General features: G+C 67.9%; 18 protein-coding genes. 11 read left to right on the top strand and 7 right to left on the bottom strand.

The window, feature by feature from the left end:
- Positions 1–4: 4 nt before the first annotated feature.
- Positions 5–1,030, bottom strand: a complete 1,026-nt coding sequence (gene lipA, locus EVU97_RS02040) for a lipoyl synthase (protein ID WP_129663075.1) — start codon at positions 1,028–1,030, stop codon at positions 5–7.
- An 88-nt stretch (positions 1,031–1,118) separates the two neighbouring features.
- Complete coding sequence (gene lipB / locus EVU97_RS02045; protein ID WP_129663077.1) at positions 1,119–1,760, bottom strand: lipoyl(octanoyl) transferase LipB; 642 nt, start codon at positions 1,758–1,760, stop codon at positions 1,119–1,121.
- Positions 1,761–1,900: 140 nt separating this feature from the next.
- On the opposite strand from lipB, the gene EVU97_RS02050 reads away from it, so the two are divergent.
- A complete protein-coding gene (locus tag EVU97_RS02050) occupies positions 1,901–3,433 on the top strand; it encodes a serine/threonine-protein kinase (RefSeq protein WP_165357837.1) in 1,533 nt (510 codons plus the stop codon).
- On the opposite strand, the gene EVU97_RS02055 is transcribed toward EVU97_RS02050, so the two are convergent.
- The 3 genes from EVU97_RS02055 to EVU97_RS02065 all read right to left on the bottom strand — a co-directional run bounded on the left by EVU97_RS02055 (position 3,411) and on the right by EVU97_RS02065 (position 7,910).
- Entirely contained in the window at positions 3,411–4,334 is a 924-nt protein-coding gene (locus tag EVU97_RS02055) for a TIGR01777 family oxidoreductase (RefSeq protein WP_129663080.1), read from the bottom strand. The genes EVU97_RS02050 and EVU97_RS02055 overlap by 23 nt on opposite strands.
- Positions 4,335–4,367: 33 nt before the next feature.
- Positions 4,368–6,224 (bottom strand): 2-oxoglutarate dehydrogenase, E2 component, dihydrolipoamide succinyltransferase, encoded by a 1,857-nt coding sequence (gene sucB / locus EVU97_RS02060; RefSeq protein ID WP_129663082.1) that lies wholly within the window; start codon positions 6,222–6,224, stop codon positions 4,368–4,370.
- Positions 6,225–6,425: 201 nt separating this feature from the next.
- Positions 6,426–7,910 (bottom strand): leucyl aminopeptidase, encoded by a 1,485-nt coding sequence (locus tag EVU97_RS02065; RefSeq protein ID WP_129663084.1) that lies wholly within the window; start codon positions 7,908–7,910, stop codon positions 6,426–6,428.
- A 117-nt stretch (positions 7,911–8,027) separates the two neighbouring features.
- Between EVU97_RS02065 and gcvT the strand changes: the two genes are divergently transcribed.
- Positions 8,028–9,131, top strand: coding sequence for a glycine cleavage system aminomethyltransferase GcvT (gene gcvT, locus EVU97_RS02070; protein WP_129663086.1), 1,104 nt, complete (start codon positions 8,028–8,030; stop codon positions 9,129–9,131).
- A 90-nt stretch (positions 9,132–9,221) separates the two neighbouring features.
- On the opposite strand, the gene EVU97_RS02075 is transcribed toward gcvT, so the two are convergent.
- Positions 9,222–9,809, bottom strand: a complete 588-nt coding sequence (locus tag EVU97_RS02075; protein WP_129663088.1) for a DUF937 domain-containing protein — start codon at positions 9,807–9,809, stop codon at positions 9,222–9,224.
- 78 nt (positions 9,810–9,887) lie between these two features.
- Between EVU97_RS02075 and EVU97_RS02080 the strand changes: the two genes are divergently transcribed.
- The gene (locus EVU97_RS02080; protein ID WP_129663090.1) at positions 9,888–10,070 is read left to right on the top strand and encodes a hypothetical protein; all 183 of its coding nucleotides are present in this window, start codon (positions 9,888–9,890) and stop codon (positions 10,068–10,070) included.
- Positions 10,071–10,074: 4 nt separating this feature from the next.
- On the opposite strand, the gene EVU97_RS02085 is transcribed toward EVU97_RS02080, so the two are convergent.
- The gene (locus EVU97_RS02085; protein ID WP_165357838.1) at positions 10,075–10,680 is read right to left on the bottom strand and encodes a DUF3043 domain-containing protein; all 606 of its coding nucleotides are present in this window, start codon (positions 10,678–10,680) and stop codon (positions 10,075–10,077) included.
- Between the two features lie 72 nt (positions 10,681–10,752).
- Between EVU97_RS02085 and EVU97_RS02090 the strand changes: the two genes are divergently transcribed.
- The 8 genes from EVU97_RS02090 (at position 10,753) to EVU97_RS02125 (ending at position 18,440) form a co-directional block, all read left to right on the top strand.
- A complete protein-coding gene (locus EVU97_RS02090; protein WP_255417448.1) occupies positions 10,753–12,120 on the top strand; it encodes a dipeptidase in 1,368 nt (455 codons plus the stop codon).
- Positions 12,121–12,134: 14 nt separating this feature from the next.
- On the top strand, positions 12,135–12,830 hold the full coding sequence (locus tag EVU97_RS02095; RefSeq protein ID WP_165357839.1) for a M50 family metallopeptidase: 696 nt from the start codon (positions 12,135–12,137) through the stop codon (positions 12,828–12,830).
- Between the two features lie 115 nt (positions 12,831–12,945).
- The gene (erpA, locus tag EVU97_RS02100; RefSeq protein ID WP_118913144.1) at positions 12,946–13,308 is read left to right on the top strand and encodes an iron-sulfur cluster insertion protein ErpA; all 363 of its coding nucleotides are present in this window, start codon (positions 12,946–12,948) and stop codon (positions 13,306–13,308) included.
- A 328-nt stretch (positions 13,309–13,636) separates the two neighbouring features.
- Positions 13,637–14,623: a carbohydrate kinase family protein gene (locus tag EVU97_RS02105; protein WP_240730091.1), complete on the top strand. Its 987-nt coding sequence runs from the start codon at positions 13,637–13,639 to the stop codon at positions 14,621–14,623.
- Entirely contained in the window at positions 14,620–15,312 is a 693-nt protein-coding gene (gene aat / locus EVU97_RS02110) for a leucyl/phenylalanyl-tRNA--protein transferase (RefSeq protein ID WP_240730092.1), read from the top strand. The genes EVU97_RS02105 and aat overlap by 4 nt, the downstream gene beginning before the upstream one ends.
- A 76-nt stretch (positions 15,313–15,388) precedes the next feature.
- Entirely contained in the window at positions 15,389–16,318 is a 930-nt protein-coding gene (gene coxB / locus EVU97_RS02115; RefSeq protein ID WP_129663100.1) for a cytochrome c oxidase subunit II, read from the top strand.
- The gene (gene ctaD, locus EVU97_RS02120) at positions 16,318–18,042 is read left to right on the top strand and encodes a cytochrome c oxidase subunit I (RefSeq protein ID WP_118913146.1); all 1,725 of its coding nucleotides are present in this window, start codon (positions 16,318–16,320) and stop codon (positions 18,040–18,042) included. The genes coxB and ctaD overlap by 1 nt, the downstream gene beginning before the upstream one ends.
- A complete protein-coding gene (locus EVU97_RS02125; RefSeq protein WP_118913147.1) occupies positions 18,039–18,440 on the top strand; it encodes a cytochrome c oxidase subunit 4 in 402 nt (133 codons plus the stop codon). Before ctaD ends, EVU97_RS02125 begins: the two co-directional genes overlap by 4 nt.
- Positions 18,441–18,898: the final 458 nt, after the last annotated feature.

An 18,898-nucleotide genomic window follows, 5' to 3' on the forward strand; every position in this document is an offset into this window, starting at 1 on the left:
CCGATCAGAATACGTCGGAGCGCGTGCGCTCGACCAACGACGCCGCCTCCTGGCGGGCCGGGGACGATGCCGCTGCGGCGAGGTGCTGGAGGTTCTCCGGCAGGGCCTGGCCGCGCTTGGCCATGACCTGTGCGTAGAGGCGTCCGGCACGGTAGGACGAACGCACGAGCGGGCCGGCCATGACGCCGGAGAAACCGATCTCCTCCGCGCGGTCACTCCAGTGGACGAACTCCTCGGGCTTGACCCACCGGTCGATCGGGTGGTGCAGCTTCGAAGGACGCAGGTACTGCGTGATCGTGATGATGTCGCAGCCAGCCTCGTGCAGATCCTGCAGGGCCTGGTCGATCTCGTGCTCCTCCTCACCCATGCCGAGGATGAGGTTCGACTTCGTCACGAGTTCCTGCTCGCGCGCCATCGTCAGCACCTTCAGCGACTTCTCGTAGGTGAAAGCCGGGCGGATGCGGCGGAAGATGCGCGGCACCGTCTCGAGGTTGTGTGCGAACACCTCGGGGCGTGCATCGAAGACCTTGCCGACGAGCTCCGGCACGGCGCCGAAGTCGGGAGGGAGGATCTCGACGCCCGTGTTGGGGTTGAGTTCGTGGATGAGACGCACGGTGTCGCCGTAGAGCTGCGCAGCGCCGTCCTTGAGGTCGTCGCGGGCCACACCGGTGACGGTGGCGTAGCGCAGGCCCATCTCGCGCACCGACTCCGCGACACGGCGCGGCTCGTCGAGGTCGAGGGGACCGGGCTTGCCGGTGGCGATGTCGCAGAAGTCGCAACGACGCGTGCAGGTGTCACCACCGATGAGGAACGTGGCCTCGCGGTCTTCCCAACACTCGAAGATGTTCGGACAGCCGGCTTCCTGGCACACGGTGTGCAGGCCCTCGCCCTTGACGAGCTTCTGGAGCGAGTTGTACTCCGGGCCCATCTTGGCGGTGGTACGGATCCAACTCGGCTTGCGTTCGATGGGGGTCTCGGCGTTGCGCGCCTCGACGCGCAACAGACGACGGCCTTCGGGCGCGACGGTCAAGACACTGACTCCTTGCGGTGGTTTGGCATGGCCTTTCCAGCACAACAGCCTACGCCCGCCGGAACTTCCCGAGCGACTTCGAGAGTCGTCATGAACGACGCCGGGGCGACAGAAGATCAGGCAGACGCGCCTCGACGAGGGGAAGCAGCTCACGCACGGGTACGTCGCGGCCGAGCTCCTTGCTCAGGGTGGTCACCCCGGCGTCGGAAATGCCGCACGGAACGATGGTCTGCGTCCAGCCGAGATCGCAGTTCGCATTGAGGGAGAAACCGTGCATCGTGGCGCGCTTCGAGACGCGCACGCCGATGGCGCCGATCTTGCGGTCGGGACCCTTGTCGTCGGCGAGCACCCAGGTACCTGTGCGGCCCTCGACGGTGGTGGCCTCGACCCCGAGGTCAGCGCACACACCGATCATGAGCTGCTCGATGCGGCGCACGTGCGCCACGACGTCAATGGGGATGGGCAGCGCGAAGATCGGGTACCCGACGAGCTGACCCGGGCCGTGCCACGTGATCTTGCCGCCGCGGTCGACGTCGACGACGGGCGTGCCGTCGAAGGGACGCTCGTGCGCCTCGGTGCGCTTGCCGGCGGTGTAGACGGGGGTGTGTTCGAGCAGGAGGACCGTGTCCTCGCCACCCGCCACGACCTCGGCGTGAATCTCCCGTTGTTTGCTCCAACCGGCCTCGTAATCGACGAAATCAGGATCGAAGCCGAGGTGGATGACGCGCATGAGGGGAGCCTACGCCCGGGCTCATGTCGGGGCGCTCGGAGGGGGCTGTGGATAACTTCTGCGCCGCTCGCCGCGATCTTGGCAGGCTGAAAACGGCGACCCGATCGGGCGTCAGATCGCAACGGAGCAGGGAGGCCGTCATGACACAGGAGCCACGGCTCGAGGGTTACACGGTGGAGGAGTTCATCGGTGCGGGCGGCAGTGCAGATGTCTGGCGCGTCATCGCACCCGGTGGTGCGAGCCTCGCGGCGAAGGTGTTCCGCGAGGCCGGTGAGGCCTCCGGACGCGCCGAGTGGCGCAGCATGCGTCGTCATGCCGGGGACCACGTCGTGCCGGTTGTCGACTTCCTCCGCGACGACGACGGGCGCAGCGTTCTGCTCATGCCGTACCTGCCGGGCGGGAGCTTGCACGACGTCGTCGTCGGTCGCGGCGGACTCACGGCGGGGGAGTGCGTGACGGCACTCGCGCCCATTGCAGGAGCGCTCTCGCGCATTCACGACGGAGGGTGCGTCCATGGCGACGTCACCCCGCGCAACGTGCTGTTCGACGATGTCGGGCGACCGTTGTTGAGCGATCTCGGTGCGTCACGCGTGGCGGCTCTGCCCGGCGAGGCCGAATGGGGCAGCGCAGGTTTCGTCGCCCCCGAGGTTCTTGAAGGACATGCTCCTGCGGCGTCGAGCGACGTGTTCTCCCTGGCTGCGGTGGCGTGGTTCGCGCTCGTCGGCGAGGCGCCCGCGCCCGCGTCGTTTCGACCGCCGCTGAGCGAACTCGTGCCCGACGTCCCGGAGCCCCTGGAGCGCCTTATCGCGGCCGGTCTGGCCCTCACTCCGTCGGCTCGCCCTTACTCCGACGACGTGGCTCGCAAGCTACTCGAGGCTGCCGACCCGGTGGCTGTGCCCGTCGATCGGTCGCTGCCTCGAGTGGCCGGGGCGGATGCGCCGGCCGAATCGATCACACGTCGTCTGCGGGAGGAAGCGCAGAAGCGACAGCTCGCCGAAGGTCCCGAAACGCGTCGCGAGGTGAGCCGGAGTCGTCGTTCCGGGGAGCGGGCGCGCGGCAGAACACCGCTGCTCGTCGGCGCCCTGGTGTTGGGCGTGACGCTGGTGGCCGGAGCCGCCCTGTGGCCCACGGATGATGCTCCCGATTCGGTGGAGGCTCCGGCACGAGGCGCCGCGGCGGAACACTCGCCGTACGCCGCGCGGGGCGCAACCTCCGAGCCGAGAGCGACGACGTCGACGGCGCGCCCCTCGGCCTCCGGCAAGGCGAGCACCGCCTCGAAGGACTCGTCGAGTGCCACCTCGCGCCCACCGACCCGCGGCGAGGTGGAGGCACTGCTCGCATGTCGCGCCGAGGCATGGAACACCGTCGATCAGCGCCGGCTCGAGCGATGCCTGGCGCCGAAGTCGCCGGCGCTGACGAGCGACAGCGCGGCCCTACGCCAAGCGCAGCGTGACGGCATCGTCTATTCGGGGGTCTCCTACCGCGTCGCGAGCTACACCCCCAAGACAGGCGCTGCCGGTACGGCCGGAGCCACCGCAACAGTCACGCGCTCGGGCTACACGGTGACCCATGGCAACGACCGGTCGCGCAGGGCGAGTCAATCCACTCAGGTGGAGCTGCGCCTCGTGAGCGATGCCGGGCAGTGGCGCATCAGTGAGTGGAGTGGTCGCTGAGATCGGCCGCGAGGCGGTCGAGGACCTGATCGAGGTTGGAATCCATCCATGTGAAGCCGGACGCCTGCAGGACGGCCGGGCGCACTCTCGTCGAGGCGGTGAGCTGGGTCGACATCTCGCCCAGAACTGCGCGCAGTGCGAACTCCGGCGCCGGCGCCACGGCTGGGCGGCGCATCGAGCGCCCCAGCGCCTTGGCGACACCGGCCTGGCGGCACGCGAGTGGCGCCGCGAGGTTGACCGGTCCCGTGATGTCCGGGTGGTCGATGAGGTGGGCCAGCGCGCGCACTTCGTCACGCAGGCTGATCCAGCTCCACCACTGACGACCGGAGCCCAACGGGCCGAGCACGCCGAACTTGGCCGGAAGGGCCATCTGGGCGAAGGCCCCGCCCTGTGCGGAGACGACGAGCGTCGTGCGGGCGAACGCAACGCTGTGGCCGTCGCTCGTGGCCCGCTCGGCACACCCTTCCCAGTCGACGACGAGGTCGGCCAGGAAGTCCGACCCGGCTGACGAGGTCTCGTCGAGGACCTCCTCGCCGCGGTCGCCGTAGAAACCCATCGCCGAGCCGGAGACGAGGCGCTTCGGCGTGCAGTGGGCCAGCGCCTCAACGAGCGTCGTCGTCGTGTCGATGCGAGAGTCCCGTAGGGCTTTCTTGTACGAAGCCGTCCACCGATGGTCCCCGATGCCGGCACCCGCGAGATTGACGACGACATCGACATCGTTCAAGGCGGCGGCCAACTCGTCCACCGGTTCACCGGGGGCGGGCAGCGCGACCTCGTACGGCGGCACGGGGTGCCTGCGCACAAGTCGCACGACAGTGTCCCTGCGTTCGCGCAGAAATGCAGACAGCGCACCGCCGATCAATCCGGAGGAACCGGTGATGGCGATGCGCTGCCTGGTCATGGCTTCAGGTTAAGCCGTCGGACCGCCTGAGGGTCACACCTCGAAGGCGCCCTCTTCCAGACGGGCCTTGACGGCCGAGAGGAAGCGACCGGCGTCCGCGCCGTCGACCACGCGGTGGTCGTAGGTGAGGACGAGGTACATCATCTGGCGGACCGCGATGGAGTCGTTGCCGAACTCGTCCGTGACGACAACCGGGCGCTTCGTCATCGCGCCGGTGCCGAGGATGGCGACCTGCGGCTGGTTGATGATCGGCGTGTCGAGGAGCGAACCGTTCGAGCCGATGTTGGAGATGGTGAACGTGCCACCACCCAGCTCGTCCGGCGTCACCTTGTTGTCACGCGTACGCGCGGCAAGGTCGGCGATCTTCTTCGCGATGCCGGCGATCGACAGGTCACCGGCGTCCTTGACCACCGGCACGAGCAGGCCGCGCGGCGTGTCAACCGCAATGCCGATGTGCTCGGCGTTGTGGTAGACGATGTTCTCGCCGTCGACCGAGGAGTTGACCTGCGGGAACGCCTTGAGTGCCTCGACGACCGCCGTCGTGATGAACGGCAGGTAGGAGAGGTTGACGCCCTCGCGGGACTTGAAGTTCTCCTTGTTGCGCGCACGCGTGGCGGCGACCTTGGTCATGTCGACCTCGACGACGGCCGTGAGCTGCGCCGACGTGGCGAGCGACTCGACCATGCGCTGGGCGATGACCTTGCGCAGACGCGACATCTTCTCGGTCGTGCCGCGCTTGGCCTGGGCCTCGGCGGACGCCTGGGGAGCGGCCTGCGGCGTGGCCGAAGCTGCGGGAGCAGCGGCAGCCGACTCCTGTGCGGGGGCCGGTGCCTCTTCCTTGGGCGCCGAAGCGGCCTTGGCGGCGTCGAGGACGTCCTGCTTACGGATACGACCGCCGACACCGGTGCCCTTGATAGACGACAGGTCGATGTTGTTCTCGGCCGCGATCTTGCGCACGAGCGGCGTGACGTACGTGCCGGAGTTGTCGATCTTCGTCGAGGCCTCCTGCTGCTTGTCACCCTGGTCGCTGGAGGAAGACTCCTTGGCGGGAGCCTCCTGCTTCGGCTCTTCCTTCGGCTCGTCCTTGGCCTCGGGAGCCTTCTCGGGCTCGGAGGTCTCGGACTTGTTCTCGGCAGCCTCGACGGCCTCGTCCTGCTTCTCGGAGTCGACGGACTCCTGCGGCTGCTCGGCCTTCTCCTCGGACTCGGCCGAGTCGTCGGACGAACCGCCCGCCTCGCCCCCGATGACGGCGAGGTCGGCGCCGACCGGCACCGTCTCGTCCTCAGAAACCAGGATCTTCGTCAGCTTGCCCGCCACGGGGGAGGGAACCTCGGTGTCGACCTTGTCCGTGGAGACCTCGAGCAGCGGCTCGTCGACGGCGACGTCGTCGCCCTCGGCCTTGAGCCAGCGCGTGATGGTGCCCTCGGTGACGGACTCGCCGAGCGCCGGCATCGTCACCTTCTCGCCACCGGAGACCTCGCCGCCGCCGGAGGAGGCAGCTTCCTGCTTGGGCTCTTCGGACTTCTGCTCGTCGTCGGAGGACTTGGACTCCTTCTCGGAGGAGGTCTCCTCAGCAGCTTCCTCGGTCTTCTCCTCGCCCTTGTCCTCGGCCTCGGCCGAGTCGTCGGAGGAGTCGGAACCGCCGGAGGCCTCACCGTCGCCGACGACGGCGAGGTCAGCGCCGACCGGCACCGTCTCGTCCTCTTCGACGAGGATCTCCTGCAGCGTGCCGGCAACCGGGGACGGAATCTCGGTGTCGACCTTGTCCGTGGAGACCTCGAGCAGCGGCTCGTCAACGGCAACGGTGTCACCGACGTTCTTCAGCCAACGGGTCACGGTGCCTTCGGTCACCGACTCGCCGAGGGCCGGCATGGTCACGCGGTCAGACATGGGTGGAGGTCTCCTCAATCCAAATTGCACGTTTGGGGTCGCGGATGAAGTTGTCGACTCCGGGGGCGGGTCGCGAAACGGGCTCCCGATCAGACCCCATCTTGTCACTGTCGAGCGAGGTTGCGGAAACCCGGGCCAGTACCCGTCAGTAGGAAGTTGGGCTTCCTCGGAACGGCCCGGGTTCGCGCGGGGAGGGCCGCGTCAGGACGCGGCGACCTCGAGCAGAGTGCGCACGGCAAAGCCGGTGCCGCCCTTGGGGGTGAAGCCGTAGGCGCCGCCCTCGTTGAACGCCGGAGCGGCGATGTCGAGGTGCACCCAGTCGATCTGCTCACCGTTCTTCTCGCCGACGAACTCCTTGAGGAACATGGCGGCCGTGATGAGCCCGCCCATGCGCTCGCCGGTGTGCTTGAGGTCGGCGACCTCGGAGTTGATGCTCGGGCGCAGGTGGTCGAGCAGCGGCATCGGCCACATGTGCTCGCCCACGCGGTCGGAGGCGGAGATGACGTCGTCCCGGACCTCGTCGTTGTTGCCGACGACCGCGGCCGTGCGGTTGCCGAGAGCGAGCACCGCAGCGCCCGTGAGGGTGGCGATGTCGATGATGAGATCGGGCTCCTCGGCGCTGGCGTAGCAGAGGCCGTCGGCCATGACGAGGCGACCTTCGGCGTCGGTGTTGTCGATCTCCACCGTGGTGCCGTCGTGCATGCGGATGACGTCACCGGGGCGCTGGGCGTCGGCGCCGGTCATGTTCTCCGCGAGGCACAGGTAGCCGGTGATGGCGACCGGCAGTTCGAGTTCGGCGGCAGCTTCGACGAAGGCAGCGACGGCGGCGGCGCCGGCCATGTCGCACTTCATCGTCACCATGCCGTTGGCGGGCTTGATGCACAGGCCGCCGGAGTCGAACGTGATGCCCTTGCCGACGATCGAGATGTGGCGCTTGGCGTTGCTCGGCTTGTACGTGAGGGTGACCAGACGCGGCGGGCGCGCCGATCCGCGCCCGACGCCGATGAGGCCGCCGCACTCGGCCTTGGCGAGGGCCTTCTCGTCCATGACGGCGACCTTGACCTTCGAGCTCGCGAGGCGCTTGCGCACGATCTCGGCGAACGAACCGGGGTAGAGGTCGAGCGGCGGCATGTTGACGAGGTCACGGGCCCAGTTCTGCGCGTTGGCGCGGATCGTCGCGTCGGCGACGGCCTGCGTCAGGCCCTTCTCCTTGGCGTCGGCGACGAGGATCTTCACGTCGTCGACGGGCTTCGTCGGCTCCTTCTTGTACTCGCCGTACACATAAGCGCCCAGGAGGACGCCCTCGGTGACGGCGCCGACGGCCTCGGCGTGGCTCGCGGGGAAGGCGAAGACGGCGCTCTCGACGTCCGCGAGCGCGCGGGCAGCGCTGCCGGCGGCGTCACGCTGCGCGCCGACGTCGGTGAGGGCATCATCGCGCTCCTGGCCGGAACCGACGGCGAGCACGACGCCCTCGGTGCCGGCGATACCGGCGAGGCGCACGACCTCGTCGGCGCTCGCTTTGGCCTTGAGGGTGCCGAGGGCGGCGTTGACGGCCTTCACGGTCTCGGCGGAGACGCCCTGCGGGTCGACGACACGGGCTCCGTCCTTCGACTTCGCGGTGAGGACGACGAGGACGTCGGCCTTGGACGCGGCGGTGGCCTTGTCGCTGAGGTTCACGGTGGTCACGTGAAGTGCCTTTCTCTTGCGAATGATCGACCCGCGAGGGGTCGCGAAACTGCTCCTCGTCGACCCTAGCGGCCCCATCCGCCCCGGACGATCGTCCGGGGCGATAGGTTCGGCTGTATGAGTGAAGCGAAACTGTCCCCGCTCGACGAGCGTCACCGCGCCCTGGGGGCCAAGATGGCCGACTTCGGTGGGTGGGCCATGCCGATCGAGTACCCCGGCGGCGGCGTCGTGCGCGAGCACACGGCTGTGCGCGAGCGTGTCGGCATCTTCGACGTCAGCCACCTCGGGAAGGCGACGGTCCAGGGCGAGGGGGCCCTCGACTTCGTCAACGTATGCCTGTCCAACGACCTGCGCAAGATCCAACCCGGCAAGGCTCAGTACACGATGTGCTGCGACGAGTCCGGCGGCGTCGTCGACGACCTCATCGTCTACGTCAAGGCCGAGGACGACCTGTTCCTCATCCCCAACGCCGCCAACACCGCCGAGGTCGTGCGTCGTCTCGCCGAGGCCGCCCCGGAGGGCATCACCGTGCGCGACGCGCACGAGGAGTTCGCCGTCCTCGCCGTTCAGGGGCCCAAGTCGGACGAGGTCGTCTCGGCGCTGGGCCTGCCGGTCGACCACGACTACATGAGCTTCGACGAAGCCGAGTGGGAGGGCCGCCCGCTCACCGTCTGCCGCACCGGCTACACGGGTGAGCGCGGCTATGAACTCGTCAGCCGCTGGGAGGACGCCCTCGCCCTGTGGGACGCACTCCTCGAAGCAGCCGCTCCCTACGAGGGCCTGCCCTGCGGGCTCGGCGCTCGCGACACGCTGCGCACCGAGATGGGCTACCCGCTGCACGGTCAGGACCTGTCGCTCGAGATCACGCCCGTCCAGGCTCGCGCCGGCTGGGCCGTGGGGTGGAAGAAGGACTCCTTCTGGGGCAAGGACGCGCTCACGAAGGAGAAGGCCGAGGGTCCGCGTCGCATTTCGCGCGGCCTCAAGCTGACCGGTCGCGGCATCCCGCGTGCCCACTGCGTCGTGCGCAGCACCGAGGGCGAGGAACTCGGTGAGGTCACCTCGGGCACGTTCTCGCCCACGCTCGGCCAGGGCGTCGCGCTCGCGCTTATGCTCCCGGACGTCGCCGAGGGCGACACCGTGGCCGTCGACGTGCGCGGTCGACTCCTCGAGGCTGTCGTGACGAAGCCGCCGTTCGTCGAGGTCCAGACGCGCTCCAACTGACCCCGCGCCGACGCCGTTCGGCGCACTCACGACGAAGCGGCCGCTCCCCTCGCCAGGGGAGCGGCCGCTTCGGTGTGTTCGGCGCCGGCGTCAGATACGCGTGCCGCCACCGAGGACGTTGCCGAGGATGTCGCCCCAGTTCGGGCCCGCTTGCTGCTGGGGTTGAGCCTGCTGGCTCCCCTGTCCGGCCGACTGGGCACCCGGCACGGAGCCACCGAGAACGCCCGAGAGGATCTGCGTCAGGATGTCGGCGCTGGAACCGGCGCCGGCCGAGGCGTTGGTGTCCGCGCCTCCACCGAGAACCCGCTTGGCAAGGTAGGAGATGACGATCGGCGCGATGATCGGTATGAGTCGTCGCACGAGGTCGTTGCTCGTGCCCGGCAGACCGCCGAGCTGGTTGACGACGGCGTCCTGCTGGTCGCCGAAGACGTGCTGGGCGATCTTGGCGCCGTCGTCGGTGTTCACCTCGTCGAGCGTGGGAGAGGAGTCGACGTGACCGCCGAGCGCCTCGAGCAGGGCACTCTGCCCGCCGGGGTGCTGGATGTTGGCCTCCATGCCGCCGAGGAGGGCAGGCACGACGCTGCGCACGGCGGCCTCGGTTTCCTCAGGGCTCGCGCCCACCTGCTCGGCGAGCTGATCGATCGGAAGCTCGGACAGGATCTCGGACGTAGCGGACATGTGCGTCTCCTTCGAAGATCGGTTTCTCCGTCACCCTAGTGCCGCCGTCGACGCGGCACGGCTCGTAGGCTCACAGGCATGGACGAGTGGAACTGGACCAGTGAGACGTCCGCCCGTGTCGGCGGCCCCTTCTCCTCCCAGGAGGACGCCGAGGCCTGGCTGTCGCAGACATGGCAAGACCTCCTCGACGAGGGTGTCGAGGAGGTCTCGCTCATGAATGGTGAGGAGGCCGTCTACGGGCCGATGCCGCTGAACGCCTGAGGTGTCAGTCGATCTTCTCGCCGCGCTTGACGACGGGCCGGGGGAAGCGGCCGCGGCGGATCTGCATGGCGCGCATGATGGCGTAGCCGGCGCCGCCGCGCGGTGCCGCACCGAACTTCTGGATGAGGCGCTTCTTCGTGCTGCGCCACATGAAGATCGCGTCGAAGAGGGCGATGAGCAGCACGGCCCAGACGATGATGAGCCCGAGAGACTGGATCGACGGGTTCGGCACGAACATGACGATGACCGCGACGAGCATGAGCGGAAGTGCGATCTCACCGATGTTGAGGCGTGAGTCGACACGGTCGCGGATGTAGCGCTTCTCCGGGCCGCGGTCGCGGGCGGGAAGGGCGCTGTCGTCGCCCCGCTCGGCTGCGGCGCGCTGGGCGAGGCGCGCCTCGCGGGCACGCTGCTTGTTCGCCGCTTTGGCGGCCTTGCGGTCGGTCTCCACGAGGGGGCGGCGACGCGCGGCCTCTTGATCCTTGCGCTTGGGCGTCGGGCGGTTCTTGGCGCCCGGACGCTCCTTCACCGGGGAAACGGGGGTTTCCGCCGTCGTGGAGGCTTCGACGCGTGTAGCGCCCTGGGTCGTGGTCTTGTCTCGTCCGAACACCCGATCATGGTAGGTCACCCTCGGTGCGTGGGATCGGACGACTCGCTCGCCGCGGACGATACCGTGGCCGGTGTGAACACGAATGACACCGTCGTCGACCTCGAGCAGCTGCGCGAACGCGTCCGTTCCCTCATGCCGAAGGTCGTCGAGGACCTCAAGGAACTGACCCGCATCCCGAGTGTTTCGCTCGGCTCCTTCGACCAGACGCAGGTTGCTCGTTCGGCCGAGGCCGTCGCCGAGCTGCTCGCTGCGGAGGGCATGGACGTCAAGGTGGTGGCCGAGGGAGGACGCCCCGCCGTCATCGCCCACAAGAGCGGCCCGGCCGGAGCCCCGAGGGTTCTCATGTACGCCCACCACGACGTGCAGCCGCCGGGCGCGGACGCACATTGGGACACGCCGCCGTTCGAGCCGACCGAACGCGACGGTCGTCTCTACGGTCGCGGCGCGGCCGACGACAAGGCCGGTGTCATGGCGCACCTGGCCGCAGTGCGCGCGTGGGGAGACGACCTTCCCTGCGACGTCACCCTGTTCATCGAGGGGGAGGAGGAGATCGCCTCCGACTCCCTGCCCGCCCTGCTGGAGAAGTACGCCGACGAGTTGCGCTCCGACGCGCTCGTCCTCGCCGACTCCGCGAACTGGGCCGTCGGCACGCCTGCCCTCACGACAACGCTGCGCGGCACGGTGCGTGCGGTCGTCACCGTCCGCACGTTGAAGCACTCGGTTCACTCGGGGATGTTCGGCGGAGCCGCGCCCGACGCCCTGACGACGATGTGCCGCCTCATGGCCGAGTTGCATGACGCAGAGGGCAACGTCGCGGTACCCGGTCTCGATGCGTCCGAGGACACCGAGATCGAGTACGACGCCGACCAGCTGCGCTCGGACGCCGGCATGCTGCCCGGCACGCAACTCATCGGCTCGGGTCCGCTCACGTCTCGCCTGTGGCTCAAGCCGAGCATCACGGTCATCGGCATCGACGCCCCGGGCGTTGACGTGGCGAGCAACACCCTCACCGCGAGTGCGCGTGCCAAGCTCTCCCTGCGCGTCGCGCCGAGCCAGGATCCGCAGGCGGCCTTCGACGCGCTGAAGAAGCACCTCGAAGACGCGGCGCCGTGGGGCGCCGAGGTCAACGTCGAACTCGACGAGCTGGGTGCGGGCTTCTCCGCCGACGCGAACGGTCCGGTCTACGAGGAGGCGCGTGCGGCCTTCGCGGACGCCTGGCAGAACGAGCCGGTGGACGTCGGCATCGGCGGTTCCATTCCCTTCGTGTCCCTCTTCGCCGAGATGATGCCCGACGCGGCACTCCTCGTCACGGGCGTGGAGGACCCGGACACGCGCGCACACGGCGCCAACGAGTCGCTCCACCTCGGCGAGTTCGAGAAGGTCTGCCTCGCCGAGACCGTGCTCCTGCAGCGGATCGCCCGACGCCTCGGATCTGAGTGAACCTCCACTCGAGCGTGAGCCTCGCCCTCGCCCCCTCCGCGGTGGACGAGGGTGAGGCTCTCCTGTGGGTGGCCCTCGTCGTCGGGGTCGCCCTTGCGCTCGTGCCGTCGACGTATCGGTGGGGTCGCCATGGGGTCACAGCCGTCCACGAGGCGGGGCACGCGCTTGTCGCGCTGCTCGCCGGGCGACGGCTTCGTTCGATCCGACTCAACCGTGACTCCTCGGGAGAAACGGTGAGTGTCGGACGTTCCGGTGGCCCCGGTGTCGTCCTCACCCTCCTCGCGGGCTACCCGGCGCCCTCCCTCGTCGGGCTCAGCGGGGTGTGGGCCGCCCGTCACGACCACGTCGAGGCCTGGGTGCTCGTGCTCCTCGTCGTGCTCGGAGGGACGCTGTTCCTGCTGCGCAACGTCTTCGGCGTCGTCGTCATGCTCGCCGTGCTGGCAGGTCTCGTCGCCCTGCGCCGCTGGGCCGAACCCGAGCAGGCGCTCGCGGCGTGCGCGCTCGTGTCCGCCTTTCTGCTCGCCGCCGGTCTGCGTGGGGCACTCGAACTGTTCGCCTCCCGTGTCGGAGCCAACGACGCCTCCGCGCTCGCCCGAGCCACGCACCTGCCCGCTGCTTGGTGGAAGACGGCCTTCGTCGCTGTGGCCCTGGCTGCCGCGGTCGCAGGCGCCTGGGTGCTCGGCCTCCAGTGGCCGGCGGCTTCCGGATGACCACCCCGGCGGGCGTACAGTGGTACACCGGGAACACGCACGAGCGTGCCGCTGTTGCCCTACACACGGCCTGGAGACCACCAGGACCGAGGACGTGAGAGAGGATCGATCCACGATGACTGTGGAGACGAACACCCAGACCGAAACCGGTACGCACGGCGTCAACCTGAGCGACGTCGCGGCCTCCAAGGTGAAGAGCCTGCTCGAGCAGGAAGGACGCGACGACCTGCGTCTGCGCGTCGGCGTCCAGCCCGGCGGGTGCTCCGGCCTGATCTACCAGCTCTACTTCGACGAGCGCACCCTCGACGGTGATCTCGTGCGCGACTTCGACGGTGTCGAGGTCGTCGTCGACCGCATGAGCGCGCCCTACCTCGAAGGCGCCTCCATCGACTTCTCCGACACCATCGAGAAGCAGGGCTTCACCATCGACAACCCCAACGCCGGCAGCTCCTGCGCCTGCGGCGACAGCTTCAGCTGATCCTTCCCTCGCTGCGTCTTCCGGTCTGAACCCCTCGCAAGCTCGGAGTTCAGCCTCGGTGCGACACAGCTTCGGGCACGACGCGCGAAAGCCCACCCCTTGTGAGTTCGCAAGCTCACTCCCACCGGGGTGGGCTTTTCGCGCGTCGTGGCGTCCGCTTCCAGCGTGGTCCTGTTCGTGACGAGGGCCGGACCGGATTCGTCCGAGGGCGGTCGCTCGCGCGGCAAACGCGCGTTCGGTCGGCCCGGGGGCGTCTCAGTGCGCGTCAGTGTCGGCGAGTTTCGACGACGTGGGCGCCCGTCCGCACACCCGCGATAGGTTGGCCCACGTGAAGATCGCAGTGACGGGTTCCATCGCAACCGACCACCTCATGACGTTCGACGGGCGCTTCGCCGACTCGCTCGTCGTCGAGCAGCTCGACAAGATCTCGGTGTCGTTCCTCGTGGACGACCTGCAGATCCGGCGCGGGGGAGTGGCAGGCAACATCGCCTTCGGCCTGGGCAACCTGGGCCTCCGCCCCGTCCTCATCGGTTGCGTCGGGGCGGACTTCGCGGACTACGGTTCCTGGCTCGAGCGCCACGGCGTCGACATTTCCGAGGTGCGCACGTCGGAAACGCACCACACCGCACGCTTCGTGTGCACGACCGATCGCGACATGGCCCAGATGGCCTCGTTCTACCCCGGCGCGATGTCCGAAGGGCGCGAAGTCGAGATCGGCCCCATCTCCGAACGCCACGATGGCTTCGACCTCGTTCTCATCGGCGCCCACGACCCCGAAGGCATGCGCCGCAACACCGAGGAATGCCGACGCCGCGGCCTCCCGTTCGTCGCCGATCCCTCGCAGCAGCTCGCCTTCGCCGACGGTCCCTTCATCCGCGAGATCATCGACGGCGCAGACTACCTGTTCACCAACGAGTACGAGTCGCACCTGACCGAGAAGAAGACCGGTTGGAGCGGCGAGGAGATCCTCGAGCGCGTCGGTGTGCGCGTCGTGACGAAGGGCAAGGACGGCGCCACCATCCTGCGCAAGGGAGAGGAGCCGATTCACGTCGACGTCGCCGCCATCTCGGGTGCCGTCGACCCGACGGGCGTCGGCGACGCCTTCCGCGCCGGATTCCTTGCCGGGCTGTCGTGGGAGCTCGACCTCGCCCGATGCGCGCAGGTCGGCTCGGTCCTGGCCGCACACGTCATCGAGACCGTCGGCACCCAGGAGTACGTCCTGCGCACCGAGACCTTCCTCGAGCGTCTGCGCGCGGCGTACGGCGACGATGCCGTGGCCGATGTCCAGGCGCACCTGAGCTGCCGTCGTCCTTGAACCCACTCGACTTCACGAGTGAGTGGGATTTCTCGCTCGCCCGTTTCGACCTCGACGACGACCTCGTCGCGCTGGGCGCCGACCTCGCCCCGGGCACGATCGTTGCGGCCTACGCGCACGGTGTCTTTCCCATGGGGCTGGGGGAGGGCGGTGCCCCACCGATGGGGTGGTGGTCCCCGCAGGAGCGGGGCGTCCTGGACCGCGACGCCTTTCACGCCTCGCGGTCGTTGCGCCGCTCGGCGCGTGCCTTCGAGGTGAGCTTCGACCGAGACTTCGAGGGTGTCGTCGCAGGGTGCGCCGACCCGTCCCGCGAGGGCGCCTGGATCACGTCCGAGATCACTGCCGCCTACACGCGTCTGCACGATCTCGGCGTCGCTCACTCGGTCGAGGTCTGGCAGGACGGGGCGCTCGTCGGAGGCCTGTACGGCCTGGCCATCGGCGGGTTGTTCGCGGGGGAGTCGATGTTCCATCGCGCGACCGACGCCTCGAAGGTCGCTCTCGGCGCGCTCGCGCACGCCGTCTACGAGCGTGACGACGTGCCGAGGCTCATCGACGTCCAGTGGCGCACGCCGCACCTCGGCAGTCTCGGGGTCACGGAAATCGCACGTGACGCGTACCGTGCTCGGCTGCCCCAGCTCGTCCACGCCCCGCCGATCGCGGCGTTCGGCGGCTCGGGTCGCGGCCGTTAGTGAATCGTTAACGCCCGGTACCGACCCCCACCCTCAGTGCCACCTGTGCCTGGGATAAGGTCTTACCGTGCCTGGTTTGGATCTGCGGAAGGTGGACGCTGTGCGTCGGCCCCTTGAAAAGACGAGCCCAGCGCGGCGTCGTCGGATTGCTGCTGTTGGTCTCGGTGGAGCTGCGCTGCTCCTGTCGGCGTGTTCGCCGCGCGTTGAGCGCGGTTACCTGCCGCACGGCGTCACGAAGAACGCCAACGAGGTCATCGACTTCTGGCTCGGTACTTGGTACTGGGCCTTGGCTGTCGGTGTCCTCGTCTGGGGCCTGATCTTCTGGTGCATCGTGCGCTACCGCCGTCGCAAGAGCGACACCGGTTTCCCGGCGCAGATGCAGTACAACGTGCCGCTGGAGATTCTCTACACGGTCGTGCCGATCGTCATGGTCGCCGTGCTCTTCGGCAAGACCGTGGGCCTGGAGAACAAGCTGCTCGACACGTCGCAGAAGCCTGACGTCACGATCAACGTCGTCGGCAAGCAGTGGAGCTGGGACTTCAACTACGCCGACGAGAAGGTCTACGAGACCGGCGTCATGGCGGACATGAAGGCCGGCAAGCCGGGCGCCGAGAAGGCTCTGCCCACGCTGTACCTGCCCGTGAACAAGCGCGTTGAGTTCGTGCTCACGACGCGTGACGTCATCCACACGTTCTGGGTGCCGCAGTTCATGCAGAAGCTCGACATGATCCCGAGCAAGGTGAACCGTTTCGCGGTCGACACGACCGAGGAAGGCACCTTCAAGGGCAAGTGCGCTGAGCTGTGCGGTGCGTACCACTCGCAGATGCTCTTCAACGTCAAGGTCGTCTCCCAGGAGGAGTACGACAAGCACATGGACGACCTTCGCAAGCAGGGTAAGACGGGCTTCCTGTCCAACTCCCTCAACCGCGCCAGCGTCGACCCGAAGGACCAGCAGTTCCTGCCGGACGGTCTGGACTCGTCCGACATCGTCAAGGAGGGCAAGTAATGGCATCCGTCGCCACCCCAGCGGCTGGAACCGCGGAGCGCCCCGATGGACGGCGCCCTGAGGACTTCCACGCAGGCCGCACGGTTGTGAAGTGGATCACGACGACCGACCACAAGGTCATCGGCAACCTCTACTTCATCACCTCGTTCATCTTCTTCCTCATGGGCGGCGCCATGGCGCTGGTCATCCGTGCTGAACTGTGGGAGCCCGGCCTCCAGGTCGTGGACAACCCCGAGCAGTTCAACCAGATGTTCACCATGCACGGCACGATCATGCTGCTCATGTTCGCGACGCCGCTCTTCTCGGGCTTCGCGAACGCGCTCATGCCGCTGCAGATCGGTGCTCCCGACGTCGCGTTCCCGCGACTCAACATGTTCGCTTACTGGCTCTACCTCTTCGGCAGCCTCATCGCTGTCGGCGGCTTCCTCACGCCGCAGGGTGCAGCCTCGTTCGGTTGGTTCGCGTACGCGCCGCTGTCGAGCTCGACGTTCAGCCCCGGCCTTGGTGGAAACCTCTGGGTCTACGGCCTTGCGCTGACCGGTTTCGCCTCGATCATGGGTGCGGTCAACTTCGTCACGACGATCGTGTGCATGCGTGCACCGGGCATGACGATGTTCCGCATGTCGATCTTCACGTGGACCGTCCTCATCACGTCGATCCTCGTGCTCCTCGTCTTCCCGGTTCTCGCCGCCGCGCTGTTCGGCCTCGGCCTCGACCGCACGATGGGTGCGCACGTCTTCGACTCGGAGACCGCCGGTGCCATGCTGTGGCAGCACATGTTCTGGTTCTTCGGTCACCCCGAGGTCTACATCATCGCGCTGCCGTTCTTCGGCATCATCTCGGAGATCCTGCCGGTCTTCTCGCGCAAGCCGATCTTCGGTTACAAGACGCTCGTCTTCGCGACCATCGCCATCGCGGCGCTCTCGGTCTCGGTGTGGGCTCACCACATGTACGCCACCGGCCAGGTGCTCCTGCCGTTCTTCGCGGTCATGACGATGCTCATCGCCGTTCCGACCGGCGTGAAGTTCTTCAACTGGATCGGCACGATGTGGGGCGGTTCGCTCACCTTCGAAAACCCGATGCTGTGGGCCCTCGGCTTCCTCGTGACCTTCCTCTTCGGTGGTCTCACCGGTGTCATCCTCGCCAGCCCGGCGCTGGACTTCCACCTGTCCGACTCCTACTTCGTGGTCGCGCACTTCCACTACGTCATCTTCGGCACCGTGGTGTTCGCGATGTTCGCCGGCTACTTCTTCTGGTGGCCGAAGTTCACGGGTCGCATGCTCAACGAGACTCTCGGCAAGATCCAGTTCTGGATGCTCTTCGTCGGCTTCCACATGACGTTCCTCATCCAGCACGTGCTGGGTGTCGAGGGCATGCCGCGTCGTTACGCGGACTACCTGCCGGAGGACGGCTTCCAGTTCATGAACCAGGTCTCGACCGTCGGTTCGTTCCTGCTCGGCGCGTCGATGATTCCCTTCCTCTACAACGTGTACATCACGTGGAAGAAGGCGCCGATCGTCAGCGAGGACGACCCGTGGGGCTTCGGCGCGTCGCTCGAGTGGGCCACCTCGTGCCCGCCGCCGCGTCACAACTTCAACAGCATCCCGCGTATCCGTTCGGAGCGTCCGGCGTTCGACCTGCACCACCCCGAGGTCGGTGTCTTCTCGGTGCTGCCTTCGCCTGAGACGGTCAACCAGCTCGACCGAAAGGGCACCAACGCATGAAGACTTCGGCCAAGCTCTTCCTCTACCTCGGACTCTTCTACGTTCCGCTGATCTTCATCTACGGTCACTTCACGGAGTGGTCCGAGCCGGTCGGCGCCGTGGGTCTGGCCCTCAGCGCCGGGTTCGGCCTCATGATCGCGGGTTACTTCGCGATGACCGACCGCAAGATGGACCTCGACCCGAGCGACAAGCCCGAGGGCGAGATCAACGAGGTCTCCGGTGAGGTCGGCTTCTTCTCGCCGTACTCGTGGTGGCCGCTGTGGCTGGCCGCGTCGATTTCACTCCTCGCCCTCGGCCTGGCCGTCGGTTGGTGGATCGTCTTCGTCGCCGCTCCGCTGGTCGCCCTGGCCGTCGTCGGTTGGGTGTTCGAGTACTTCAGCGGAGAGCACGCGATCTGATCGCTTCCTCGCAAACGAAGGGCCGCACAGTTCTGAACTGTGCGGCCCTTCGGCATGCCTGGTTGCGCGAGCAAGTGCGAAGCGGCGTCGGCCTCGTACGAGTTGTGGGTTTGAGGTTAGAAGCGCGCTGAAGGGTGGTCTGCGAAATCTGACCAAAAACTTACCGTTCGTTTCGGCCACCTCGTGACGATGCCGGGTGAGACTCGACGAGTCCCATCAACTCGTGGAGGTTGTCATGTCCGAGCGTTTCACGCACCGTGAAGTCCGAGGAGATGCTGCGCCGCTCAACGGCGGCACTCCGAAGGGGAAGCGGCGAGGGCAGCCCGCGCCGGTAGCGCTGTGGGCCTCCACCGCGCGCGGACGCGCTTTGGGCCGGTGGGCGACGGCGTGCTGCGCTGCGGTCGTGCTCGCCGGGTGCAGTGGGGAATCGGGGCCGGCCGCGTCGAGCGGGGACGTGG

Origin of the sequence: Dermacoccus sp. 147Ba (assembly GCF_004151355.1) — a bacterium.
GTDB lineage: Bacteria > Actinomycetota > Actinomycetes > Actinomycetales > Dermatophilaceae > Dermacoccus > Dermacoccus abyssi.